Annotated in this window: 24 protein-coding genes and 1 pseudogene; 16 read left to right on the top strand and 9 right to left on the bottom strand. The window is 60.0% G+C overall.

The features are described from left to right. Positions 1-92 precede the first annotated feature (92 nt). From A6U86_RS19795 to A6U86_RS19780, 4 genes are all read left to right on the top strand, one after another. Positions 93-2,213, top strand: coding sequence for a carboxy terminal-processing peptidase (locus A6U86_RS19795; RefSeq protein ID WP_068394667.1), 2,121 nt, complete (start codon positions 93-95; stop codon positions 2,211-2,213). 336 nt (positions 2,214-2,549) lie between these two features. Next, positions 2,550-2,927 (top strand): hypothetical protein, encoded by a 378-nt coding sequence (locus A6U86_RS19790; RefSeq protein ID WP_068394665.1) that lies wholly within the window; start codon positions 2,550-2,552, stop codon positions 2,925-2,927. A gap of 111 nt (positions 2,928-3,038) precedes the next feature. Next, entirely contained in the window at positions 3,039-3,278 is a 240-nt protein-coding gene (locus tag A6U86_RS19785; RefSeq protein ID WP_068394662.1) for a hypothetical protein, read from the top strand. Positions 3,279-3,340: 62 nt separating this feature from the next. Continuing rightward, positions 3,341-3,547 carry a dehydrogenase gene (locus A6U86_RS19780; protein ID WP_068394660.1) on the top strand — a complete coding sequence of 69 codons (207 nt, stop codon included), beginning with the start codon at positions 3,341-3,343 and terminating at the stop codon, positions 3,545-3,547. A 26-nt stretch (positions 3,548-3,573) separates the two neighbouring features. Here the strand turns inward: A6U86_RS19780 and A6U86_RS19775 are convergent, their stop codons facing one another. Continuing rightward, entirely contained in the window at positions 3,574-4,479 is a 906-nt protein-coding gene (locus A6U86_RS19775) for a LysR family transcriptional regulator (RefSeq protein WP_068394659.1), read from the bottom strand. A gap of 128 nt (positions 4,480-4,607) precedes the next feature. Between A6U86_RS19775 and A6U86_RS19770 the strand changes: the two genes are divergently transcribed. The 4 genes from A6U86_RS19770 (at position 4,608) to A6U86_RS19760 (ending at position 8,052) form a co-directional block, all read left to right on the top strand. Then, on the top strand, positions 4,608-5,948 hold the full coding sequence (locus A6U86_RS19770; protein WP_068394657.1) for an amidohydrolase family protein: 1,341 nt from the start codon (positions 4,608-4,610) through the stop codon (positions 5,946-5,948). Positions 5,949-6,020: 72 nt separating this feature from the next. After that, complete coding sequence (locus tag A6U86_RS35240) at positions 6,021-6,356, top strand: hypothetical protein (RefSeq protein ID WP_141683755.1); 336 nt, start codon at positions 6,021-6,023, stop codon at positions 6,354-6,356. A gap of 8 nt (positions 6,357-6,364) precedes the next feature. Continuing rightward, positions 6,365-7,219, top strand: coding sequence for an MFS transporter (locus tag A6U86_RS35235; protein ID WP_198929071.1), 855 nt, complete (start codon positions 6,365-6,367; stop codon positions 7,217-7,219). 62 nt (positions 7,220-7,281) lie between these two features. Further along, complete coding sequence (locus tag A6U86_RS19760; RefSeq protein WP_068394655.1) at positions 7,282-8,052, top strand: SDR family NAD(P)-dependent oxidoreductase; 771 nt, start codon at positions 7,282-7,284, stop codon at positions 8,050-8,052. A 50-nt stretch (positions 8,053-8,102) separates the two neighbouring features. Here the strand turns inward: A6U86_RS19760 and A6U86_RS19755 are convergent. After that, positions 8,103-8,407: pseudogene (locus A6U86_RS19755) on the bottom strand (type II toxin-antitoxin system RelE/ParE family toxin). Next, a complete protein-coding gene (locus tag A6U86_RS19750; protein ID WP_068394653.1) occupies positions 8,404-8,706 on the bottom strand; it encodes a type II toxin-antitoxin system RelB/DinJ family antitoxin in 303 nt (100 codons plus the stop codon). The pseudogene A6U86_RS19755 and the gene A6U86_RS19750 overlap by 4 nt, the downstream one beginning before the upstream one ends. Before the next feature lie 226 nt (positions 8,707-8,932). On the opposite strand from A6U86_RS19750, the gene A6U86_RS19745 reads away from it, so the two are divergent. Beyond that, positions 8,933-10,657 carry a penicillin-binding protein 2 gene (locus tag A6U86_RS19745; protein ID WP_068394651.1) on the top strand — a complete coding sequence of 575 codons (1,725 nt, stop codon included), beginning with the start codon at positions 8,933-8,935 and terminating at the stop codon, positions 10,655-10,657. Positions 10,658-11,782: 1,125 nt separating this feature from the next. Here A6U86_RS19745 and A6U86_RS19735 read toward each other — a convergent pair. Continuing rightward, positions 11,783-13,093: an aspartate aminotransferase family protein gene (locus tag A6U86_RS19735; protein WP_068394711.1), complete on the bottom strand. Its 1,311-nt coding sequence runs from the start codon at positions 13,091-13,093 to the stop codon at positions 11,783-11,785. 98 nt (positions 13,094-13,191) lie between these two features. Between A6U86_RS19735 and A6U86_RS19730 the strand changes: the two genes are divergently transcribed. Beyond that, positions 13,192-14,040 (top strand): LysR substrate-binding domain-containing protein, encoded by an 849-nt coding sequence (locus A6U86_RS19730; RefSeq protein WP_068394710.1) that lies wholly within the window; start codon positions 13,192-13,194, stop codon positions 14,038-14,040. Positions 14,041-14,089: 49 nt separating this feature from the next. Here A6U86_RS19730 and A6U86_RS19725 read toward each other — a convergent pair whose 3' ends face one another. Further along, positions 14,090-14,638 carry a VOC family protein gene (locus A6U86_RS19725; protein WP_068394647.1) on the bottom strand — a complete coding sequence of 183 codons (549 nt, stop codon included), beginning with the start codon at positions 14,636-14,638 and terminating at the stop codon, positions 14,090-14,092. A 185-nt stretch (positions 14,639-14,823) separates the two neighbouring features. Here A6U86_RS19725 and A6U86_RS19720 point away from each other — a divergent pair, with 185 nt between their 5' ends. Next, positions 14,824-15,579 carry an SDR family NAD(P)-dependent oxidoreductase gene (locus tag A6U86_RS19720; protein WP_068394645.1) on the top strand — a complete coding sequence of 252 codons (756 nt, stop codon included), beginning with the start codon at positions 14,824-14,826 and terminating at the stop codon, positions 15,577-15,579. A gap of 12 nt (positions 15,580-15,591) precedes the next feature. Here A6U86_RS19720 and A6U86_RS19715 read toward each other — a convergent pair whose 3' ends face one another. After that, positions 15,592-16,185, bottom strand: coding sequence for a TetR/AcrR family transcriptional regulator (locus A6U86_RS19715; RefSeq protein WP_068394643.1), 594 nt, complete (start codon positions 16,183-16,185; stop codon positions 15,592-15,594). 159 nt (positions 16,186-16,344) lie between these two features. Between A6U86_RS19715 and A6U86_RS19710 the strand changes: the two genes are divergently transcribed. Beyond that, positions 16,345-16,743: a RidA family protein gene (locus A6U86_RS19710; RefSeq protein ID WP_068394641.1), complete on the top strand. Its 399-nt coding sequence runs from the start codon at positions 16,345-16,347 to the stop codon at positions 16,741-16,743. Positions 16,744-16,833: 90 nt separating this feature from the next. On the opposite strand, the gene A6U86_RS19705 is transcribed toward A6U86_RS19710, so the two are convergent. Both A6U86_RS19705 and A6U86_RS19700 read right to left on the bottom strand, forming a co-directional pair. Further along, on the bottom strand, positions 16,834-17,304 hold the full coding sequence (locus tag A6U86_RS19705; protein ID WP_068394639.1) for an MEKHLA domain-containing protein: 471 nt from the start codon (positions 17,302-17,304) through the stop codon (positions 16,834-16,836). A 99-nt stretch (positions 17,305-17,403) separates the two neighbouring features. Continuing rightward, positions 17,404-18,306: a LysR family transcriptional regulator gene (locus tag A6U86_RS19700; RefSeq protein WP_068394637.1), complete on the bottom strand. Its 903-nt coding sequence runs from the start codon at positions 18,304-18,306 to the stop codon at positions 17,404-17,406. Between the two features lie 137 nt (positions 18,307-18,443). Between A6U86_RS19700 and A6U86_RS19695 the strand changes: the two genes are divergently transcribed. The 4 genes from A6U86_RS19695 (at position 18,444) to A6U86_RS19680 (ending at position 24,455) form a co-directional block, all read left to right on the top strand. Next, positions 18,444-19,676 carry an HlyD family secretion protein gene (locus A6U86_RS19695; protein ID WP_068394635.1) on the top strand — a complete coding sequence of 411 codons (1,233 nt, stop codon included), beginning with the start codon at positions 18,444-18,446 and terminating at the stop codon, positions 19,674-19,676. 77 nt (positions 19,677-19,753) lie between these two features. Next, positions 19,754-21,355, top strand: a complete 1,602-nt coding sequence (locus A6U86_RS19690) for an MDR family MFS transporter (protein ID WP_068394634.1) — start codon at positions 19,754-19,756, stop codon at positions 21,353-21,355. Positions 21,356-21,385: 30 nt separating this feature from the next. Next, the gene (locus tag A6U86_RS19685) at positions 21,386-22,591 is read left to right on the top strand and encodes an adenylate/guanylate cyclase domain-containing protein (protein ID WP_068394632.1); all 1,206 of its coding nucleotides are present in this window, start codon (positions 21,386-21,388) and stop codon (positions 22,589-22,591) included. 301 nt (positions 22,592-22,892) lie between these two features. Continuing rightward, the gene (locus tag A6U86_RS19680) at positions 22,893-24,455 is read left to right on the top strand and encodes a glycosyltransferase family 39 protein (RefSeq protein WP_083196913.1); all 1,563 of its coding nucleotides are present in this window, start codon (positions 22,893-22,895) and stop codon (positions 24,453-24,455) included. A 43-nt stretch (positions 24,456-24,498) separates the two neighbouring features. Here the strand turns inward: A6U86_RS19680 and A6U86_RS19675 are convergent, their stop codons facing one another. Beyond that, positions 24,499-25,101 (bottom strand): alkylhydroperoxidase domain protein, encoded by a 603-nt coding sequence (locus tag A6U86_RS19675; RefSeq protein WP_068394630.1) that lies wholly within the window; start codon positions 25,099-25,101, stop codon positions 24,499-24,501. Positions 25,102-25,104 lie beyond the last annotated feature (3 nt).

Raw genomic sequence — 25,104 nt, 5'->3', positions numbered from 1 at the left:
CGAAATGCGTCCTTCCGGTTGCCAAAAAACCATAATTGTTCCACCAACATCAGACATAAAAAGCTCAATGTTGAGAATCGGATCAAAGCTCAATGCGTATACAACATGGTTTCCTCTTTGCGTTTCTGGCAATTGCTCCGTCGGCATATGCCCTGGAAGCCGGTTCACCGCCCGTTTTGACGCCGCTGCCACAGCAGGGGCAAGCCGCCCATCTGAGTGCACAATTTCTCACGCGTTTCCACTATAGGCCGGTGCCACTTGATGATGCCCTGTCGGTCAGGGTCATGAACCGGTTTATCAAGTCTCTGGATCCGGATCGCGTCCTCTTCGTGCAGGCCGATATCGACAAGTTCATGACTGTCAGCACCAAGATTGACGACGCGATCAACCAGGAAGACCTGCAGATCCCGTTTTCCATCTTCAACCTGTATGAGCAGCGCGTCGTCGACCGTATGACCTACGCCCGCAGCCTGCTCAAAAAGGGCTTCGATTTCAGCGTGAAGGAAGATTATTCCCTGCAGCGCGACAAGCAGCCCTGGCCGCAATCCGAGGCGGAGAGCAATGATCTCTGGCGCAAACGCGTCAAGAGCGACTGGCTGCGCCTGAAACTGGCTGGCAAGGCCGACGACGCCATTCGCGATACGCTCGACAAGCGCTACCAGAATTCCCTCGAGCGCGCCTACAAGTACAAGAGCGACGATGTGTTCCAGTCATTCATGGACGCCTACACGACGTCGGTCGACCCGCACACCGACTATTTCGGCGCGACCGCCTCGGCTGAATTCGACATCTCCATGAAGTTGTCGCTGGTCGGCATCGGCGCGGTATTGCAGGAGCGGGACGACTACACGACCATCCGCGAGCTCGTGTCAGGCGGCCCGGCGCAATTGTCCGGCAAGCTTGCTGTCGGTGATCGCATCACCGGTGTTGGTCAGGGTGAGACCGGCCCCATCAAGGAAGTCGTGGGAACGCGCCTCGATGAAATCGTGCAGATGATACGCGGCGCAAAAGATTCTGTCGTGCGTCTCGACATCTTGCCGGCGGATGCCGGGCCGGACGCCAAGCACCGCATCATCAGCCTGGTGCGCGACAAGATCAGCCTTGAAAAGCAGGCTGCCCAGAAGACCATCCTGTCGGTAAAGGATGGCGACACCACACGCAAAGTCGGGGTGATTACCCTGCCGGCGTTTTATGAAGACTTCGAAGCGCGCCGAAAAGGCGACAAGGACTATAGAAGCGCAAGCCGCGATGTCGCCAAGCTTCTGACGGAGCTCAAGCAGGACAATGTCGACAGCGTTCTGGTCGACTTGCGAAACAATGGCGGCGGCTCGCTTTCCGAAGCCATCGATCTGACGGGCCTCTTCGTCGGCAAGGGCCCGATCGTCCAGCAACGCGATGCGAGCGGCAAGGTCGATGTCGAGAGCGACGATCTCGCCGCGCCGGCCTGGACCGGCCCGATGGGCGTGTTGATCAATCGCGGCTCGGCCTCGGCTTCCGAGATTTTTGCCGCAGCGATACAGGACTATGGCCGCGGCGTGATTGTCGGAGAGCCCAGTTTCGGCAAGGGCACCGTGCAGACCGTGGTCAATCTCGACCAGGTGGCTCATAACGCCAAGCCGAAATTCGGCGAGCTGAAATTGACCGTTGCCCAGTTCTTCCGCGTCAATGGCGGAACGACACAACTGCGCGGCGTGACGCCTGATATCAGCTTCCCGGCGCTTTCGGACCCCAAGACCTTTGGCGAATCGAGCTACGATAATGCGTTGCCGTGGACTCAGGTCAAACCGGCAAACTATGTGCCTGACGGCGATATAAAGGCAGTGCTGCCGCAGTTGCAGAGCCGCCACGATGCCCGCGTGCAAAGTGACCCGGATTTTCAGCGCTTCGTGCAGGATGTTGCTGAACTGAAGGCCCAGCGCGAAAAAGGGGTGATCTCCCTTAATGAAACCGAGCGTCGCAATGAAATGGCCGCTCAGGCAAAACGGCTGAAGTCGCGCGAGCAGATAAACGATGGCGTTGACACCACTGAAGACGACGGCCTGCAGGCCAACGAACGTAGCCTGAGCGCCGATATTGCCATTGAAAAAGCCCGCAAGAGTGCAAAGGACGTCCTCCTGAACGAGGCAGCCGCCATTCTCGCTGATGAAGCGGATCTGCAGACAACAGGACCGAAGACCGCCGCACAACGACTGGGAAGCACTGACGGAAAATAGCCGCTTCCGAGCGAGCACAATCGCGGCGGCCGGATCGGCCGTTCCGGCCCGCAGCTTTGTCTGGCGTGAAGCAGGATAGTCGCGCTGGGTGGCGCATCTGGACCAATACGGATGTATCCGGCCGCCACGCTCTTGCACGGTGGAGTCGATATGGCCTATGTCGGGTTTTAAATCGACGATGCCGGCAACGGTGTTTCAGGCTCGCTCGCAAAATCCTTGAGGTTGAGGGGCCGATGGAACGACGACGGATGGAGGCCGCATGATTGCCTCCATTGTCTTGCCTTGGCATCGAAAGAAACACCGGCGCGATCCCATAGCGAGGGAGGAACAAGAGCGATGGCCAAGATTTCCGACATGATCAAATATCGCGGTTTCCCGTCAGGCATGCCGGGGACAGGCGTCCAATTCACCATTCGCCGCGCGAACCACAAGGGCGTGACGCCGATCAAGAGCCTGCCGCGCCGCGCGCGACAGGGATCGCTGGAACATCGGATCGATGCGGCATTTCTGCACGCACTCTGGCACTATTTCGGCGCCGAGCCCTTTGCGCGCGGCAATCTGGATGCCGCTCGCCTGAACCTGTTCTTTGGACGCGAGGTCATGGCGGCAGACAAGGATTTCGACCCGACCTCTTATGAGGCAATGCTCGTCATCAACGAGAAAGTGGCGCGCGAGACTTTTCCCGAATCCTTCGAAGAGATCATGGAAGTCTGACGAAGTACTGCGTCAAACCGGGATCGGGCATAAGAGCGTAAGCCGCGCCAGAACTTCAGCTTGACTTCTCCCCGATCAAGAACATAATAGGAACAAATCAGGGAAAATGCCATGGCAACCGCCGAAAAATTCATCATCCTGCCCTACAAGAAAAACCGCGGAAATCTCGTTCCCGGCGAAATGCGGCAGGCATCCAATGCCGTGAGCGCCGAGAAGATTGCTTCGGCCATGTCGGAACGCTTTATCGGCGTGGCCGCCTATGCGGTCATGGTGGATGACGAGACCGGCGACATGACGGCCCCTCGCCTGCTGGCGAAGCACGGCGAAATCGCCGATCTGAACGCCGCCTGAGATCGACCGACAGCTTGACGATGAGTACCGCCATCGGTCGGCGGAATGGAGATGTGCGTCCTATGAGTGCCGAAACTGCTCAAGCCGTTGAAGACGTGGAGTTCGATCCGATCGAGGCGATCCTGGCTGCCCATGATGGAGACGCGCGCGCTGCGATCGGCGACCTTGTGGAGCGCATTCAGCATCTTCGCTACCAGCTTTCGCTTGCCTCCGCATGCATGAGCAGAGGCATGACCCGCGGCTGGGAACCGAGCATGGATCAAAGCTGAGAGGGAATGATCTTTGCGGGGACAGGCTAGAGCCGCTGGATGACCGAGACGCAGAAATCCAGAAAGGCCTGAACCTTGGCAGGCGGATGCTTGCGTGACGGATGGTAAGCATAGAGAGGGAAGCGTTCCCCATGCCAGTCCGGAAACAGATCGATCAATTCGCCGCTATCAAGCAGATGGCGAACACCCCAGCCGATGATCTGCCCAATGCCGGTGCCGGCGACACATTCCTCCAGCATTGTCTTCGGGTCGGTGAAAGTCAGCGGGCCGGAGGTGGCGACCAATAGCGTCTCATGCACGCCGACAAACTCCCATTCGAACGGTTGGCCGCTATGCGGATCGAGAAATTGCAGGCAACGATGCGCGCTGAGTTCGGAGGGATGCCCCGGCCTTCCATGGCGCGCCAGATAGGCCGGCGCTGCTACGGTCAGGATCGGCGCCTCGATCAGCTTGCGGGAGACGAGGCTCGAATGGCGCGGCTGGCCGAACCGGACGGCAAGGTCGATCCCCTCGGAAACCAGATCGGCGACATGTTCCCGCGACACGAATTCGACAGTGAGGTCCGGGTAGCGATCGCAGAAGCTGCCAAGCTTGCCGGCCAGCACCAGCGGCAGGAAGAAAGGGTCGATATCCACCCTCAGCCTGCCGCGCACCGCGGACGAGGCGCCTGAGGCGACAGCCGCAGCATTCTCGATCGCGTCGAGATGCGGTTTTACCTCCTCGTAGAAGCGGCGCCCCTCGTCCGTCAGCATGACAGAGCGGGTGGTCCGGTCCAGAAGCCGGATGCCAAGTCGCGCTTCCAGCCTTCCGATCGCGCGGCTCACGCCGGAGTCGGTAATGCCGATAAGGCCTGCGGCCTTGACGAAGCTGCCGCCTTCGATCACGGCGGCCAACACGCTCACGCCCGACAAAATTCTCCCATCGAATGGCATCGAAGTTTCCTGATTTATAGTCAGGAAGCATCTGACATAATCGCACTTAATTCAAGAGTGTTCCGGAGCGATAGTCCCACCCGAGGCCACCGAGCCTTTCCCGACCATAGACGAAAGGGCATGGGACCATGACCACGCAAAATGCAAGACGCACGCTTTTCAAGGGCGGCACCATCCTCACGATGGACGCCAAGACCGAAAACCTGCCTGTGGGCGACATCCTGGTAGAGGGCGATCGCATTGCCGCGATCGGCGCCGACATCAAGGCGGATGGTGCCGAAATCATCGATGCCCGCGGCACCATTGTCATGCCCGGCCTGGTGGACGCCCATCACCACGCATGGCTTGGCGTCATGCGGCGACTGATGCCCGATGTCGACGACCTCTTCGCCTATATCGGCGTTGTCGCCGAAACATTGGGCAGCCACTATCGACCTCTGGATATGTATCTGAGCACCCGACTGACGGCAGTAGCCTCGCTTGATGCCGGCATCACCACGATCATCGATGCCTGCCACAGCTCCCGCAGCCCGGAACACACGGACGCAGCGTTGGATGCATTGGACGGCGCCGGCATCCGGGCGCTACACATGGTCGGTCCGGCCATGGACAAGAAGGCCTCTTCCGCCCACCTGCCTGATGATCTGGAACGCCTTGCATCGAACTGGAACCATGATGACGGACTGGTAAAGGTCGGGCTCTTCGGCCAGCTCAATCTCGACTGGTGGAAGGTCGCCCGCAGCCTGGACATGCGCATCCTCACGGAATTCATCGGCGATCTCGCAAAGCTCGGTCCGGAATTTGCCGAGAAAGGCGTGCTCGGTCCGCACAACATCTTCAACCACTGCACGCGCATCCCGCAGGAAACCTGGAGGCTGTTCGCCGAGGCCGGCGTCAACGTCACCATAAATCCACGCTCTGACGCGCTCTTCGGGTTCGATGACGAAAGCTTCGCCTATCAGCAGGCGATCGATCACGGTCTCACGCCTGCGATCGGCATCGATCTCGATACCGCATTCGGCAGCGACATGTTCGGGGAAATGCATGCCCTATTCGGCCAACAGCGTTCGGCCATGCGCTATCGCCGTTTCCGCGGCGAAACGGATGCGCCGGCGCCGATTACTGTCGAGGCGGTCCTGAAGGCCGCAACTATCCACGGCGCCCGCGCCGCCGGACTTGAAGGTTCGATCGGCACGCTTGCCGCCGGCAAGCAAGCCGACATCATCATGGTCCGCACCGACGGTGTGGCCGTCTTCCCGGTCAACAACGCCATCGGCACTATCGTTCAGGCTGTTGAACGCTCGGACGTCGATACCGTCATGGTCGCCGGCCAGTTGCGCAAGCGTGGAGGCAAGCTCCTTGATGTCGATCTCGACAAGCTGACCACCGAGATTGGCGCATCGCGCGATCATCTGCTCCGGGCCAGCGGTTATCGGCCGGAGCTCTTCGCTGACTCCGTCGCGGCCTAAACGGGCCAGGCGTACCGCCCATCGTCGGCACGCCACCACCCAAAATTCATCCAGGCATGAAAGGAGACCGTCATGTCACCACCGGTCCTCGACGGTGCGAATCCGACAGACAGCGCGCCCATCCATCTCTCCCGTCCCGCGCCGGGCATCATCGCCGCGCTGTTTTGCGGCTATCTGGCCGTCGGCCTGCCGCTGCCCGTCATTCCGCTGTTCGTCCATGACAAGCTTCGCTTCGGCAACCTGGTCGTCGGCATTGCCATTGGCATCCAGTTCCTGGCAACCGTGCTGACCCGTGGTTATTCGGGCCGGTTGACCGACAGCCATGGCGGCAGGCGCGCGGCGCTGCAGGGTGCGTTCACCTGCGCCTTCGGCGGCTTGCTCTATCTCATCGCGGCCATGCCGCCCTGAGCCCGCAATTGAGCCTCGCAACCATTATTCTCGGCCGGCTGGTTGCAGGTTTCGGCGAGAGCCAGTTCGTCACCGGCTGTGTCTCCTGGTCGATCGCCTCGGTCGGGCCGCAACGCGCCGGCATGTCGATGTCCTGGACAGGGATCGCCATGTTCGCCGCCCTTGCCATTGGCGCACCGATCGGCATGGCCCTCTATCAGACCTATGGTCTTGAGGTTTCCATGGTTGCCTGCATTGTCGCACCGATCATCGCAGCCGCCATCGCCTTGGGTGCCTCGTCCTACACGACGCCAACAGGAACACGTCTGCCCTTCTACCGCGTCATCGGGCAGATCTGGAAAGAAGGCCTCGGCCTGATGTTGTCGGGCGTCGGCCTGTCGGGCCTTACGGCGTTCGCGTCACTGTATTTCGCGGAGCGAGGCTGGGCGCATGCCGGCCTCGTCATGACCGCCTTTGGCACAGGCTTCATCTTCATGCGCGCGGTATTCGGTCACCTGCCGGACAGGATCGGCGGCTACCGAGTTGCCTTCTGGTCGCTGGCGATCGAGGCTATTGGGCAGGCTCTGCTGTGGGCGGCACCGATCGAGATGGTCGCGCTTGCCGGCGCGCTCGTCACGGGCCTTGGCTGCGCGCTGGTCTTTCCGGCACTCGGCGTCGAAGCCCTGAAGCGCGTATTGCCCGCCAATCGCGGCAGCGCCATGGGTGCCTTCGTTGCCTTTCTCGACATCGCTTACGGTGTTGCCGGCCCTTTGGCTGGCGTCATCGCCGGCCAGTTCGGCTATGCTGCGGTCTATATCCTCGGTGCAGCGGCGGCCATCCTTGGCGCCTTGCTCGTGCTCGGCCGCCGCGGCGCCAAGGTCTGACCCTTCACTTTCCAACCGGCGGCATCCCGGTCGCCGGCACTACTGAACAACGGAGCATTCCCATGTCACGTATCTTCATTTCCGGATCGTCCACAGGCCTCGGCCTGATGGCAGGCGAACTTCTCGCGGAACAGGGCCATCAGGTCGTTCTGCATGCCCGCAACGCCGCCCGTGCCGAAGAGACCAGGCGAGCACTGCCCACAGCGGAGGCCGTCGTCATCGGCGACCTTGAAACCATCGCCGGCGCCAAGAATGTCGCCGCCGACGTCAACGCGCTCGGCCGGTTCGACGCGGTCATTCACAATGCCGCGGTTGGCTACAGGGAGGCCCATCGCCTGACTGCCGACGGTCTTCCGCATGTCTTCGCGATCAATACATTGTCGGCCTATATCCTCACGGCGCTGATCGAACGGCCGAAGCGTCTCGTCTATCTGAGCTCCGGCATGCATCACCATGCCGATGCCAATCTGGATGACATTCTCTGGAAGACGCGCCGCTGGAACGGTTCCTCAGCCTATGCGGAAAGCAAGCTCCACGACACTATCGTCGCCTTCGCGATGGCCCGTTTATGGCCGGATGTCTATGCGAATGCACTGGAGCCCGGTTGGGTGCCGACAAAGATGGGCGGTTCGGCGGCACCAGACGATATGGATCAGGCCCATCGCACGCAGGCATGGCTTGCGGCAGGAGACAAGCCAGACGCCGATGTGACTGGGCAGTATTTCTACCACCTGAAACGCATGCCGGCGAACCCGCAGGCATCCGATCCGGCCCTGCAGAACCGGCTTTTGTCGATATGCGCCGATATTTCCGGGGTCAGCTTGCCGGCCTGAGCGAACGCGGCGCTCTTCACCCATCTCGAAGGAAGCCACCAGTGGGCTTCTTACTTCTCTTTGTCGCCAGTGATCTCATCAGGCCAAACCTGCGCTCCATGCAGAATACGCAGGATCCTGATGCGATCAGGCAAGATAACATATGCCGCGATATAAGAGGTTCGCGGGACAACGAGCTCCCGCGTTCCAGCGACACGCACCATGCGGCCGCTTTCGGGAAATTCAATCAATCGTCTGGCTGCACTTTCAATCGCCACATCGATATGGACGGCACGGCCCTTGGGTTTTCCGCCTCGATGTAGCTGAATATCTGTTCGCGGTCGTCAAGGGCATATTGCGCCCAGACAAGCCTCATTGTCCGTCAGGCTTTCGCATGGAAGCTGCCCGACGTTCGCGAAAGCGTGCTTCAGCGGCATCATCCTCGACGTCAGGCCGAGTATCCGCAAGCGCCTGAAGGACCTTGGTCCTGAACCAGGCATCATAGGTCTCGTCGTTGCTGACCATTTCCAACGGCAGAGCACCCTCGTTCGCGGTCCGCGTCAAGAGAATGCGAACCGCATCGGAGACCGTAAGGCCCATGCTCTCGAGAACAGCGGTCGCCCGCTCTTTGACGTCAGCATCGATCCGCGTCTGGACAAGCGCTTTTGAAGCCATGCGAAAATTTCCTGTGCCACCACGCATATGTAATGCGATTGAATGACAAAAGCCAGTGCCTCGACTTTCCATCCCGTCAAATGCTTTGGGTCGAAACGGCAGGCCTTCTCACGCAAGCGAGGGGAATGGAAAGGCCTGGGATTAGTCTCTTGTTAACCATCTTGACCCTATAAATTCGTGTTCGAAAGGCGCCCCCGCTTTTCCCTTTTCGCGAATGAAGTCGGTAATGTCGATCATCCACGCTTTAAGCGTAAATAGCGGTCGCCTGGTCAGGCTTACCTTCGGCCCAGGCTCGCAACGGCGCCCTCCCGTGAATGCTGCAGGTCACAGCAAGCTTGCAAAGGCGCGCATTGTGATGCTCGGCGGCGTGCTGGTCATGGTCTATATCGTGGTCTTTGCAAGGCTCACCTTTTTCGGGATGGAACCAAGGGACGAGACCTCCTCGATTCCGCCCGAACATGTAACCGCCGCCCGCCCCGATATCGTCGACCGAAACGGCGAATTGCTTGCGACCGACATCCGCACCGTCTCGATGTTCGCCGAACCCAATCGCGTGGTCGATGCGGACGAGGCGGTGGAAAAGATAGCCCAGGTCTTTCCCGATATAGACCGCAAATCCCTTTACAAGAAGCTTGCCGACCACCGCTCGCATTTCGCATGGCTGCGCCGCCAGTTGACGCCGAAGCAGCAGAGCGAAATCCTGGCGCTCGGCATTCCGGCGATCGGCTTCCGGCCGGAGGTCAAGCGCTTCTACCCCGGCGGCCGTACGGCCGCTCACATCCTTGGCTATGTCGATATCGACAATCACGGCGTGGCCGGAATGGAGAAGTATCTCGACACGCAGGGCCTGTCGGACCTCGATTCCACGGGCCTGACGAGCCAGGATACGCTGCAGCCGGTCCGGCTTTCAGTCGACCTGCGCGTTCAGAACATCGTCCACGACGTGGTATCGGATGCGATCGGTCGATACGAAAGCCAGGCGGCCGGCGCCGTCATTCTCGACATCCATACCGGCGAAGTGCTGGCCATGGCCTCGGCCCCCGATTTCGATCCGAACGATCCACAGGAGGACGGCGACAAGGGTTGGCTGAACCGCATGTCGAACGGCACCGACGAGATGGGTTCGGTGTTCAAGACCTTCTCGATCGCGCTGGCCATCGATACGGGCACGGTCAAGCTATCGGACACTTTCGACGCCAGCGCACCGTTGCATTATGGCGGCTTCATCATCCATGACGACCGTGACGTGCCGCGGCGTGTGCTGTCGATCCCGGAAATCTTCCGCTATTCGTCCAACATCGGCACGGCCAAGATGATGGACAAGGTGGGGATGGTCAGCCAGAAGGCCTATCTGACGCGCTTCGGCCTGTTATCGAAGATGCAGACGGAACTGCCTGAGGTGAAAACGCCAAGCCAACCAAAGGTTTGGAAGAAGCTCAACTCCATAACCATAGCGTTCGGCCACGGTGTCGCCACCACACCGATGCAGACTGCCGTCGCCGGTGCGGCCCTCATTGACGGCGGCAAGCTGATCGAGCCCACCTTCCTTCCGCGCACGCAGGAAGAGGCGGAAAAGACCGAAACGATCGTCGTAAAGAAGAGCACCAGCGACACCATCCGATATCTGTTCAAGCTGAATGGCGAGCAGGGCACCGGTCGGTCCGCCGACGTCCCCGGCTATCATGTCGGCGGAAAGACGGGCACCGCAAACAAGGTGATCCACGGCGTCTATTCGCACAAGCTCAGCTTCAATTCGTTTCTGGCCGCCTTTCCCATGTCAGACCCGAAATATGTGGTCCTGGCCTTCATCGACCAGCCGCTGACAGGGGTGAACCACCTGAACCTCGCCGCTGAAACCGCCGCGCCGATGGTTCATGACATCATCAGCCGCGCAGCACCGATCCTTGGCGTCGAACCGGATTTCGGGACAAGCGAGATCGCGTCCTATTGAGGGCGCGACGTCATTCCAAAAATGACGCAGCGTAAGCCGGAGGCCTTTGCGGCGCATAGTTTTGCCTGATTGCCGCTATCTCTTGTTGCTTCCATGCCGCCCTGATGGTGTCTGAGCAAGGCACGCCGGATGGATCGGGCAACAGCCTCACCATCCGGCTATTGCCGAGGATTACCAACTGGGCCTTGTCTCATACACCGGAGAGGCAGGACGCCGGGAATAATCATCATAATAATACCGGCGGCCACGGTCCGGATAATGGCGATCGCGGTCCTTCCTGTCCTTCTTTTTCGAAGCTTCGGAAATCGCATAAGCCCCAACTGCACCGGCCGCGACGCCAACCGCAACGGCTGCTGCGGCCTGATCTGCCTTCTGGCGGTTTTCGGCATATATGTTCTGCGTGCACCGCCGATATTCCATCGTTCCGGGGCGCAACCCGATGCGATCGCAGCTGGCATAGGCGCTATCCAGCGACTGCTGGGGCGATTGGCAGCCGGATAGCAGGACGGCGGTTACGAGTAGGGAAACGAGCACTGGTTTCATTTGCTTTTGTCAGTCCTGAACGAGTTGAAATTGGGATGCTTTGTCTGATGCGGGGTTCAATGCCCAAGTGGTCCGAACCCCGGGGTTTCGTGGATGCCGGATGGAAGACGCAGGTATCCGGTCGCACTGGCAGTGCGTCGAGGCCGCCGATGATCCGTTCCTGTTGATGTGCGTGATCGCTTGCCTATGGCAGCCAAATTGAGCGCGCAGAAAGCCAATCCTACAGGGCGTTTGAGGCCACGGCGGTTAGTTCTCACGGGAACTCAATGAACCGACCATCAGGCAGATGGCGTTTTGTAGAAAGCTACAGTGAAGACACGGAGGGAGTTGCGCGAGATTTCACGTGTTTTCCTTCGGATAATGACAATCGGCCCCAGCCACCCCACCATGAAGCGGCGACATGAAAGAGGATATAGACCAATTCGGTCGTAAATCAACCGATATGTTTTATATCTGACACCATTTACCGTTCGCTCTTGCCGTGCCACTGCCCGAGCGGTCTAGCCTGTTCAGACCGCTCGGCGAGAATGCCGGTTTCAGCTTCGTCGCCATGAAGCAACTGGCCTATGCATTTGCCCGCGTTCAGGCAGCCTTGGTAACGGCAGCGATCGCGTCCGACATGATCGCTATTCCAAGGTCGATCTCCGCGTCCGAAACCGTCAGCGGCGGGGCGATGCGGAACACACCACCCATGCCCGGAAGCTTGACAATGTTCATGCTGAGACCCCGTAGCATGGCCTCTTCCATGACCCTGGCCCCGAGTTCGAAGCCCGGCGCTTTCGTCTGCCTGTCGGCGACGATCTCAAGCCCCAGGAGAAGGCCGCGGCCGCGCACGTCTCCAACGCATTCGAACCGCTGCTGCAGCGACGAAAGGCCATTTCGCAGGCGCTCGCCTCGCGTGATCGCCTGTCCGACAAGGCCATCCCGCTCGACCACGTCAAGCACCGTCAAACCGACCGCCGCCGGCAGCGGATCGGACACATGGGTCGTATAGAACAGGAAGCCCCTTTCATGCGCCTTCTCTTCGATGTCCCCGGTCGTCATGACGGCGGAAAGCGGCAGCCCCGCCCCCAATGTCTTCGACAAGGTGAGAATATCCGGCGTCACGCCGTCGCGCTGGAATGCGAACATGTGCCCGGTTCGCCCGATCCCCGTCTGGGCCTCATCGAGGATCAGCAACATGCCGCGTTCTTCGCACTTGCGCTTGAGAGCCGCCAGATAACCCGGCGGTAGCTCAAGAATGCCGCCGCTCGACAGGATCGGTTCGGCGATGAAGGCCGCGAGATTGCCCGTCGACTGGCGGTCGATCAACGAGAAGGCATCGTCGAGTTCCGTCTGCCAGTCATTGCTTCCATCCGGATGCGTGAAACGCGGACGATAAGAGTTGGGTGCCGGGATCACCAGCGAGCCGACAGCGGCAGGGCCGTAACCGCGACGGCCGGCACTATAGGTCGCCGAGGCCGCCGCCCCTGTCATGCCGTGCCAGCTCTGTGCGAAGGCGACGATCTCGTAGCCGCCGGTAACCAGTTTTGCCATGCGGATGGCAGCTTCATTTGCTTCAGCGCCGGTCGTCAGGAGCTGAACCCGATCGAGCCCCGGCGCCAGCGCCGCGAGGCGCGTTGCCAGATCGACAACCGGCCGGGACAGCATGCCACTGAAGAGATGGGCCACTGTCCGCATCTGCCGGTCGACGGTTGCCACGATGTCGGGATGCGTGTGGCCTAGAACGCCACTCATCTGACCGGAGGTGAAATCGAGGATGGCACGCCCGTCCGCATCATAGACGAAGCTGCCCTCCGCCCTCTCGACGATAATGGTTTCGAAGCTGGGGCCATATCGCGTGAGATGTTTGTTGGCGGACGCCCAGAATGCGGGATCGGAATTCAGCGACATCATGCGGCTCCTCGTTAGCGGTCATCCTATGGCTAGCGAGACTTGCCATTTCAGGCAAATTGATATTCTTCTATTCGGATATTGAGAAAATTGATAACATGCGTGATCTCGATCTCACCCTGCTCAGAAACTTCGCCATCATTGCCCGAACGGGTTCGATCAGCCTTGCCTCCTTGCAGGTAGGGCGAACCCAATCGACGCTGAGCATGCAGATGCAAAGGCTCGAAGATCAAATCGGACAGGCGCTCCTCCATCGCAGCGGATCGGGCGTGCGCCTGACGGCAGCGGGTGAAAAGCTGCTGGCACACGCGGAATTTCTCCTTGCGAGGCACGATGAGGTCCTCGCCGATATGGATGGAACGGCTCTCAGGGGTTCGGTCAGCCTCGGCTGCCCCGAGGACTACTCGATCGCGTTTCTGCCCGGTGTTCTCAAGAGCTTTTTCGCCCGCCACCCGGATGTCGAATTGCGCATGGTCTGCGCACCGACTACGGAATTGCGCCCATTGCTCCTTCGCCGGCAGATCGACGTGGCGCTGATATCCATCGCTGACGGGGCCAACAGCGAGGTGCTGCGAAGGGAGGACTTCGTATGGGTCGGCAATGCGCCGCAACCGGATATTCTTGACCACCCCAATCTGCCTCTGGCGCTATCGGCGCCTACGACGCTGGACTATCGGGCGGCATGCGATGCGATGGAGGCAATCAACCGGCGCTACAGGGTCGCCTTTGCCAGCAACAGCCTGGCCGGGCTCATCGCCATCGCGCGATCCGGCCATGCGATCAGCGCGCTGACGAGAACCGCCGTGCCGCCGGATCTCCACATCATCACGGCCGGCCTGCCGCCGCTCCCGACGATCGGGATAGCGCTCGAATATGCCGAGGCTCGGCCGTCCTCGGCCGCGAAGGCCCTGGGCAATCACATAAGGACGGTTCTGCCCGAGCTTTGATCATGTTCCCAAAGCCGGGGACACGCTGTGCCACCTCCTCTCCCGGCCATCAATTCGCAGGAAATTTCGGCGACCAAAGGACGGTTTCAGCCGTCTTTTCATAGGCCATGCCGTCGGGATAGCTGATCACTTCCAGCTGCATGCCCCAAGGCGACTGGAAATAGAGGATGCTCTGCCCGGCATTCGGCCCCTCGGTGATGGGGAGTGGGCCGAGGCGGGTCACAATGCCCTCGGCGTCAAGATAGGCTTTGGCTGCGTGAATATCCTCGACATAGAGCCCGATATGGAAGGCGCCGATATCACTGTTCTTCTGGTCAAGGCGGCGCTGGTCTGGCGCCTCATATTCGAAAAGTTCGAGATTGGAGCCGTGGCCGATGCGAATGAGAGCGGCACGCCGGATGCGGGCGCGGGGATGGGTGCCCAGCGCTTGTTGCATGAAGTCGCCCTCCTCGTCGCCGATCGGGCCGAACGTATAGGCATGTTTGCAGCCGAGGATGCGCCCAAAGAAGTCCAGCGCCTCATCGAGATCGGGAACGGTAATCCCGGTATGCTCCTGTCCGAGAAGGCCGGGTAGTCCCGAAGGTGCTGTCTTTGTCATGCAAATCTCCCATTGAGGAACTCAAGGCCAAAGCCGTTTTTTGCGAGGCTCTGCCCGGGCTCGATTGCGTTTCGATTGTTGTCTCCATCAATGGCCGCAGCGCTCACGCTCTATCGATTTCCTTGAGAGCCATTATCCACCATGTTAGCACCACGCGATCCAATACAGCATTTGGGAGAATCCTGATGAGATTGCAGGACAAGGTTGCGATCGTTACCGGCGGCCAAAGAGGCATAGGTTTTGCCATTGCAGAAAAGTTCGCACGCGAAGGCGCACATGTGATCATTGCCGACATCGGCGATGCGACACAGGAAGCTGCCTCACTGTCCGCGATAGGACCAAACAAAGCGCGCTTTTGCAAGACGGATGTCGGCTCCGAGCACGAGGTCAGTAGCATGGTCGATGCGGTGTTGAGCGAGCACGGGCGGATCGACGTGCTCGTCAACAATGCCGGTATCGAGTTTTACAAGCCGGTGACCACGACGACGGAGGATGAATGGGATCGGCTGATGAGGGTAAACCTCAAGGGCGTCTTCTTGTGCTCGAAGGCGGCCATCCCGGCGATGAGGCAATCGGGCGGCGTCATAGTCAACGTCGCCTCCGAACTCGGCCTCGTCGGAGAAGCCAATGTGGCCGCCTATTGCGCCTCCAAGGGCGGCGTGGTGATGCTGAGCAAGGCCATGGCCATCGATCACGGCCCCGAAGGCATTCGTGTCAATTGCCTATGCCCCGGCCCGGTCTCGACGCAGCTGCTGGAGGATGTGTTCCTGGCCAGCGACGACCCCGAAGGGATGCGGCAAAGCTTCGAGCAGCGAATGATATTGAACCGGCTTGGCACTCCCGAAGAATGCGCGAATGCCGCGCTGTTTCTGGCCAGCAGCGAATCCTCCTTCATGGCCGGCGCCAATCTGGTTCTGGACGGCGGCTGGACGACGCGATAGCAGACTGGCGGCTCATGCAGGCTTGGTGAGCAGGCCCGCAGCCATGGCGTGGAATGCCTCGACAGCTCTCGGCAGAACCTTCTGCGGATCGTCACTTGCGGCGATCCAGAGAGCGGCATTGAGGGCAGCCCCGCCGAGAAGCCGGGCAGCGGCTTCCGCATCGACCGGTTTGAGAACTCCCCGCGCAATCAGGCCTTCCACCGTTCGCCTGGTTGCCTGAAGACAGCTGCTCTGGCTCGGCCATTGCGACGGATCACCCAGCACCGCGGGGCCATCGAGCAAAACGATGCGCTGGACCTCGGGATCAAGCGCCATCTCGATATAGGCTGCGCCCTCGGCGAGCAGGCCCTGCCAATCGTCGCCCGCCCTGGCGCCGATCTCCTGGGCGCGTGAAGCCATCTCCGAGTCGATCTGTTCCACGACGACGGCGAGAAGCCCGCGCTTGTCTCCGAAGTTGTGGTAGAGAGCGCCCCGCGTCAGGCCGGCATCGGCTGTTATCTCGTCCATCGAGGCTGCCGAATATCCCTTTTCGGCAAAGGCTTTTCGCGCAGCCGCAATCAACTTCACGCGGTTCTTTTCCATCGTATCGACGCGACGTTCCGGCATTTTATCCTCATTTTCACATACAAGCCGTATATGAACTTGACATACGGCTCGTATCTGAATAATTCCACATACGCACCGTATATCAAATTATGCCGCAGCTTGTGAAGCCCTCGACTGGTCTCACCGGCTCCAGCCAACGACGATGAAGAAAGATCCAGCATGACCCAACGCGAAGCAATTTTTCCTGCAAACAGACACGCACTTTACGAAGAACATGGCTATTCGGCCGCCATCCGGTCCGGTGACCTGCTTTTCGTATCCGGACAGGTCGGCAGCCGCTCCGACGGCACGCCAGAGCCGGATTTCGAACGCCAGGTGCAGCTCGCTTTCGCAAACCTCAAGGCGACGCTGGATGCAGCAGGCTGCACCTTTGACGATATCGTCGATGTGACGACGTTCCACACCGACCCCGAAAACCAGTTCCCAACCATCATGGGCGTCAAACAGACGATTTTCGGCCAGCCGCCCTACCCGAACTGGACCGCGATCGGCGTCAACTGGCTCGCCGGCTTCGATTTCGAGATCAAGGTCATCGCCCGCATCCCCTCGAAAGCCTGATCCTCGCTGCGAAACCGATCATCTCCCGGATTGAAATCCGGGAGACCATGGTGGACGGGCTGTCAGGGATGCCGTTGTGGGGCGTAGAAGTTAGACGTCGGTCCATCTGGAAAAGGTCGCAGCCTGGCCGCGCCGATTGCCATCCTTGTCGATGAGCTGCCAAACAATGCCGTCTTCGATCCAGAAGCGCCGCCCGGATTTGGCGATCCGCACTCCGCGATAATCGGAAATAAAGCCATTGCGCGTCACCGCATCCAAGAGCCGCTGACGTTCCTCGCGATTGGGAAGCTCCGCCGAAAGGCGCGAGGGCAAGGTTATGAATTCGTCCCAGGGATATTCGAAGCAGTTCTGGCCGGCCTTGTTGGCATAGACGAAGCGCGGATCGGCGTCCGTATTGTGGGCCAGAACAACAAAAGGAGCGTCGTGATAGAGCCACTCCGCTCCAACCCCCTCATGGACGAGCGTGGTCCCGACGATGCGATGAAAGCTGCCCGTCAGCAGTTCGAAAAACGCGTGATCGACCGACAAATCCACGGCGTTGGCTTCAGGCAGGCGAGTCATTGATTTCCTTCCAGTCACCATGGGCACCGACCGTGAATACACCGCTCTCCCACCCTGTTGGCAAGCGAGATTGCGGGCGGCGGCAGAAGGCCGCACTGCTCAGCTCATCCATTTGCGATGTTCGGCAAAACGCTCCACCAGGAGATCGATGAACAGCCGCACCTTGGTCGGCAGATGGCTGCGGTTGGGGTAGATTGCGTTGATGGTGAACTCCACAGGGCGGTAGTCCGGCAGCATGCGGACGAGGCGGCCGGCGGCAACCTCCTCGAAAACGATGAAGCTCGGGGCAAGAAAGATGCCCTGAGCGTTCGCCAGCAGATAGCGAAGCATCTCGGGGCTGTTGGAGACGACATTGCCGGAGATCTTGACGCTTTGCTGCCTGCCCTCCGCATCCTCGAAGCGCCATTCGTCGCCATAGGGATAATAGGAATATTGCAGGCAATTGTGCTCGGCGAGCTCGGCCGGTGTCTTCGGCATGGGGTGCGCATCGCGATAGGCCGGCGAACAGACCAGCATGTGACGCCAGGGTGTCAGCTTGCGCACGACCAGTGTCGAATCCGGCGGCGATACCGTGCGGATGGCGAGATCGTATCCCTCTTCGACCATGTCGATCATGCGCTCGTTGACGCCGAAATCGATCGAGATCAGCGGGTAAAGGGCCATGAACTCGCTGATGACAGGCACGAGGAAGCGCACGATCGCCGTGTTGGAATGGATCTTCAGCGTGCCGCGCGGCGTGGTCGAGAGCGCACCGGCCGCCTGGTCGGCCTCCTCGAGATCGGCAAGGATCTGTGCGGAGCGTTCATAATAATATTTGCCGGTCTCCGTCAGGCTCACCTTGCGCGTGGTGCGGTTCAAAAGCCGCACACCGAGGCGGTCCTCGAGCGATTGTACGTGATTGCCCACCATGGTGACGGACATGTTGAGCCGGCGGGCGGCGGCGGAAAAACCGCCGCATTCCACCACCCGGCCAAAGACTGTGAGGCTGGTCAGCCGATCCATGTGATCCTCGGATTATCCGCTGTGAGTTGATGATCCTTCCCGATTTGAGGAGATTATCAGAAGGACCGTTCGGACGCATCTTCATGGCATCAAAAAGGCCCTCATGAAAGGGCTGCGATGTTTAAGGAGACGGACACATGGTCGAACTACCCCGCAACGAGGCTTTCAAAAACGCGAGCCAGGCCGAGGCTGTTCCTGCGGGCGAGGTGGCAAAATCCCCCGCTGCCGAAGCGCCGCAGGCACCACACGCCGAGGCGACAACCCCTGCGGCCACGAAGGCTCCCGGGACGGGCCGCAAGCTGGTGAAGCGCGGATTGCTCGTTGCCGCTTTGCTGGCCGGCGTCGCTCTGGGCGCCGATTACGGCTATCACTACTGGACGGTCGGCCGCTTCATCGAGTCCACTGACGACGCGTATGTGAAGGCCGATTACACCGCCATCGCCCCAAAGGTCGCCGGCTATATCAAGGATGTGCTGGTCAACGACAATGATACGGTCAAGGCCGGCCAGGTGCTTGCCCGCATCGACGATCGCGACTTCCAGGCCGCGCTTTCGCAAGCGAAGGCGGATCTCAAGGCCGCGGACGCGGCCATCGCCAATATCGATGCGCAGATCCTTCTGCAGCAGTCGCTGATCGGGCAGGCCAAGGCAACGATCGACGCCTCGCAGGCTTCCCTCGACTACGCACAGTCCGACGCCGCCCGCCAGGCGCGCCTGATCAGCAATGGTGCCGGCACGCAATCGCGCGCAGAAGAAACACAATCGGCCAGCAAGCAGGCCGCTGCCGCAGTCGAACGCGATCAGGCAGCACTTGTCGCGGCCCAGAACAAGGTGCCGGTGCTGCAGACACAGCGCGATCAGGCAGCCGCCCAGCGTGATCGTGCCGCGGCAGCATTGCAGCAGGCCGAACTCAACCTCTCCTACACGGATATCGTCGCCGCAGTTGATGGCACGGTGGGTGCCCGCTCGATCCGTGTCGGCCAGTACGTCACCTCGGGCACGCAGCTGATGGCGGTGGTACCGCTGCACTCGGTTTATGTCGTCGCCAATTTCAAGGAAACGCAGCTGACCTATGTACGCCCCGGCCAGTCGGTCGAGATCAAGGTCGACAGCTTCCCCGACGTCGCCATCAAGGGCCATGTCGACAGCCTCTCGCCGGCAAGCGGCCTGGAGTTCTCACTGTTGCCGCCGGATAATGCGACGGGCAACTTTACCAAGATCGTTCAGCGCATCCCGGTGAAGATCGTCATCGACGACGAACATCTTGCCGGCCTGCTGCGGTCGGGCATGTCGGTCGAGCCTGAAATCGATACCAAGGCTGCCCAGACATCGACTGCCAAATCGGAGGGATTATCCGGCCAGGCTGGATGATCCTTCCCTTCCTTCGTCGATTATCACCTCAACACTGTCATGAGATTATTTCGGCATGAGCCGGAAGGAGAAGCGTCATGGCCACTCTTCAGATTGCCGCAAACAACAATTCGGTCGCGCCCGCGGCCAGACCTGCGATGACGCCGTTGCGCATGTGGACCGCCGTGATCGGCTCGACGCTCGGCGCCTTCATGGCGGTCTTGAACATCCAGATCGTCAACGCTTCGCTTGCCGACATCCAGGGCGCCATCGGCGCCGGAACGGATGACGGCGGCTGGATCTCGACCTCCTATCTGATCGCCGAGATCGTCGTCATCCCGCTCAGCGCCTGGCTTGCCCGCGTCTTTTCGGTCCGCATTTATCTGCTGACCAATGCCATCCTCTTTCTGCTCTTCTCGGTCGCCTGCGCCTTTGCCGCAAACCTGCAGCAGATGATCATCCTGCGCGCAATCCAGGGCTTCTCCGGCGGCGTGCTCATTCCGATGGCATTCACCATCATCATCACGATGCTGCCGAAGCCGAAACAGCCGATGGGCCTAGCGCTTTTTGCCCTGTCGGCAACATTTGCCCCGGCGATTGGTCCCACCATCGGCGGTTACCTCACCGAAAGCTGGGGCTGGGAATACATCTTCTATGTCAATCTGGTGCCCGGCATCCTGATGGTCGGCATGCTGTGGGCCTCGCTCGACCGTGCGCCGATGAACCTTTCGCTGCTCGCCAAGGGCGACTGGCCAGGGATCATCACCATGGCGGTCGGCCTTGCCGCACTGCAGACCGTACTGGAAGAGGGCAACAAGGACGACTGGTTCGGTTCGCCGTTCATCGTCCGCCTGTCGGTCATCGCCGTCGTGTCGCTGACGCTCTTCCTCATCATCGAGTTGCGGGCCGCCCATCCGTTGCTGAACCTGCGCCTGCTGGTGCGGCGCAATTTCGGCTTCGGCATCGTCGCCAATTTCCTGATGGGTATCGCGCTCTATGGTTCGGTCTTCATCCTGCCGATCTACCTGACCCGCATTCAGGGCTATAATTCCGAGCAGATCGGTATGGTGCTCGCCTGGACCGGCATTCCGCAGCTGATCCTGATCCCGCTGGTGCCGCGGCTTATGAAGCGTTTCGACGCCCGCCTGCTGATCATCGTCGGCTTCGCGCTCTTTTCTGCCTCGAACTTCATGAACATCTACATGACGGGCGATTATGCCAGCGATCAGCTCTTCTGGCCGAACATCGTTCGCGCCGTCGGTCAGGCACTGGCCTTCACCCCGCTCACTGCGATTGCCACAGCCGGCATCGAGCAGGAAAATGCAGGCTCGGCCTCCGCGCTCTTCAACATGATGCGCAACCTCGGCGGCGCAGTCGGCATCGCGGCACTGCAGACCTTTCTCACCAAGCGCGAACAGTTCCACTCGAACATCCTGACGAACTCGGTCTCAATGTTTGAAGATGCCACGCGCGACCGGGTCGCCAGGCTGACCACCTATTTCATGAACCATGGCGTCAGTGACCAGGCGCTTGCTACCCACAAGGCAATTGTCGCCATCGCCTCCAGCCTGCGCAAGCAGGCCAATATCATGGCCTTCAGCGACACGTTCTTCCTGCTGGGCGTCGCTCTCGGGGTCGCTCTGCTTGCCAGTCTGTTCCTCAAGAAATCCGGTCATCTCTCGGGTGCCGGCGCGCACTAGGCGCGGCACCCAAAACAGGAGGAGATAGTCATGACCATGCTGTTGGACGTGCCTGAAGCTGCAACACCGAATCCCAAGGCCCCCCATGTCGGCATCAACACCGCAGCAACCCTTACCCTTGTCGAATGGCTGACCGGCGACGAATGCCACGCCCTCGACGAAGCCGGCCTCGTCTTCGGGCTTGGACGCCGTCTTCGGGCACTCGGCCTTCCCGTCGACCGGTTGACCCTGCATCTGACGACGCTGCATCCGGATTTTATTGGCCGCACCTTTGCCTGGGCGCCGGGTGAGCCGATCGAGGTTCATGATCGGGAACATGGCTCGCGCCTGGCTTTCGCCAACACGCCGCTGCTCAAAGTGCAGGGAATGCGCGAGCCGTTGATCGTCGGCCCCGGCGAAAGCCCCTATGGCCCCTGGCAACATATCGACATTTTTTCCGGCCGCGGACTGGTGCAGCTGATCATCGCGCCGCTATGCAATGCAGACGGGCCGATCAGCACCGCCGTCTTCGGCACGCGACGCCAGGGTGGTTTCACACCCATCGAGCAGCAGGTGATCGAGCGCATTCTGCCGGCGCTGCGCAATACCTGCGAACTGCGTGTCCTGCGGCAATGCGAGCTCAGCCTGCTCGACACCTATATCGGCCCGATGACCGCGAGCCGGATCCTTGCCGGACATATCCGCCGCGGCGAGATCGAATCCATGGAGGCGGCACTTCTTCTCTGCGACCTGCGGGGGTTCACCGAATTGTCCAACCGGCTACCCGGCAACACCGTTCTTGGCCTGTTGAACGCCTATTTCGACAAGGTCGTGCCCGCGATCACGCGGGAAGGCGGCGAAGTGCTGAAGTTCATGGGCGATGCCGTTCTCGCCTTCTTCCCGGGGATCGATCCGCCCGGAGCCTGCCATGCCGCGCTGACATCGGCACAGGCTATCCTCAGCGAAGTCGACCGCTTCGACTATGACGGCATTCGCGTCAAGACAGGCATCGCCCTGCATTATGGAGAAGTCAGCTACGGCAATGTCGGCTCGGGCAGTCGCCTGGACTTCACGCTGATCGGCCCCGACGTCAATGTCGTCAGCCGTATCCAGGGCATCTGCAGCGAAAGGGGCGAGGCGCTCCTGATGTCCGCCCCCTTCCGCGAGAAGGCACAGATCGCAAACGCGATGTCGATCGGTCCGCAGCGGCTGAAAGGTTTTGCCGATGCGATGGAGCTGTTTACCTTCGCGCATTGAGCAATTGATGCCCGCAGGACACAATACCGCAGGACTCCCCGATTTTCCTTATAGGGTCGGGATTGCAGTGCTGTTATAAGCACAGGCCGATGCCATTGAGAAAAGCCAGCGCTCAACAGGGTGTCATAGAATGGCTACACACCCTGTCGATTTGGGTGGTTTCCGGGCATGCCGCCCTGGAAAAATTCCGCAGACAGCCAAAACGTCATGGTAACGTCTTCCTTGGAAGCGTAGACCACCATTTGGCATGAACGAAATGACAGGACGCTGACAAGATATTGACAGCGGTACGGAGAATTGAATGAAAGCTCTCGCGCAGAACAATCTTTCGCAAATGTTTGACCGAATTAAGTCGGCAACGAGCGAGCGGCTGTTCTCCGATTTCCGTTGGGTGGGTTGGATATTCGCCGTATATTTCTGTGTGCAGGCCGCCATTCGCATCTCCATTTCGAGTTCCGTGCGGATCGACGAGGCTCAGCAATTCGTGGTCGGACAATGGCTGGCCTGGGGATATGATGCCCAGCCACCGCTTTACAATTGGCTCCAGTATGGCGTGTTCGAGATCTTCGGCACTAGCGTCGCGTCGCTTGCCATATTGAAGAATCTCCTGCTTTTCCTGGTCTACCTGGCCTACCACGCGCTGGCGAAACAACTCCTCAACGACAAGAGACTGGCGGCGCTCGCCACCTTGTCTCTGCTGACCATGCCCCAGATGTTCTGGCAGGCGCAGAGGGACCTGACGCATACGGTCGGCACGCTGCTCGCCGTCGTCCTGTTCATCTACTTCGTGGTGACGACCATCCGTCGGCCAACACTGGGTTCCTACGCCATGATCGGCCTTTGGGCCGGGCTCGGAATGCTCACCAAGTACAATTTTGCCCTCATCATCATCAGCGTCTTCGTGGCCGTTCTCTGTCATCCAGAGGGTCGCAAGAGACTGCTGGACAGGCGCTTCCTTCTGGCTCCGGTGATCGCGATTCTGGTGTTCCTGCCGCACGCGCTATGGATGATATCCAACATAGACCGGGTTTTGGCTACCACCGTGCAGACCATGTCGGAGCGGGGAGCGGGCGGCAAGCTTTCCGATATCGCCAATGGCGTCATCGAGTTGATCAAGACCAGCGTGGCAATCGTTGCTCCGACAACCGTGGTCTTTTTCCTGACTTTTCGCCGGTCGTTTGTGCGATCGCTGCGCGCGAGAAGTCAATGGAGCAACTTCGTCGGAACCATATTCCTGAGCACGGCGGTGATATTGCTGGCGTTGATCGTCGTCACGACACTCACGGAATTTCGCGACCGATGGCTGCTGCCGTTTCTGTTTCTGCTGCCGCTCTATTTCTGCCTGAAGCTCGAAGCCGCGGGAGAACAGAATCCAGCGGCTCTGAAGAGGTCTTTCTACCTGCCCCTGGTCATGATCGTCGCGCTGCCGATGATCATAGCCGGCGGCGTTCTCTTCGCGAAGCTCTTCAAGTCTTATGAGCATCTGAACACGCCCTATGCGAGTTTCGTGAACACGGTGGCCCTTGCGGACGGCAAGCGGCCGGTTGCCGTGGTGGCGACGAGTTGGCTCAAAGCTGGCAATATCCGCGTGAACATGCCACATACAGCGGTGATCTCGGCGGAATATCCGGGATCGGATCTTAGCCGCCAGGCCATCGGAAACGGGCCGGTCCTGCTGGTCTGGAACGAGCGCGATGGACGCCAGTCGGCCATGCCCGACAGCCTGAAAGATTGGCTTACGGCAAAATTCGGCGCCACCGTGCAAATGCCCGCTCAAAACGATATCGCCCTTCCCTTCTATTACGGAAGCGACCCGGATCGGTATCATTTCGGCTATGCGTGGTTCTACCCGAAGGCCGGCTAGCCCTTAGCCGGTCTTCGAGGAAAAGTCGGCTCGTTGCCTGGGCTCATTGAGCCGGCAAGGGTTCTCCGAGCGACAGCATCAACCGGTTTGCCCAATTGAAGAAGGCGGCGCCGTGGATGACGTCGGCGATCTCGAGGTCGCTTAGTCCTTCGTCCCGCAATTTGCCGATATCATCGGCGCCGAATAGCGACGGTGTTTCCGTCAGCGCGACCGAAGACGATACGATCGCATTCCAGCGGCTGCCGAGATCGGTGCCAGTACCCTCGTCGAGCAGGCGTTGCACATCTTCCGTCCGCTTAGAATGATGGGAGGCAAAGCGAGAATGGACGGAGGCGCAGAATATGCAGCCATTCGTGCGCGATGCCGCGGTCGCGGCAAGCTCGCGTTCGGCGCGGGGCAGCCCTGCCTCGACATTGTAGAAAATGTCCTTGTCGGTCTTGGTACGCGCTTCGAGGATTTCCGGATCTCGCGCCAGCAGCATGAAGTATGGCGACTTGGCGCGCGATGCGTCGACAAGCCCGCGCCAATGCCGGTCGGTCAATTCGTCTTCGGCAAGCGGATTGAGCCACGGCGTCCAGCCGATCTCTTTCTGCGTGAAGGCATTGGGACGATCTTCGATGGTGGGATGGATGACAGTATCGGTCATAAG

It is taken from the genome of Rhizobium sp. AC27/96 (assembly GCF_001692325.1).
Taxonomy (GTDB): Bacteria; Pseudomonadota; Alphaproteobacteria; order Rhizobiales; family Rhizobiaceae; genus Rhizobium.
This window is presented reverse-complemented; position numbering and strand designations above follow the sequence as displayed.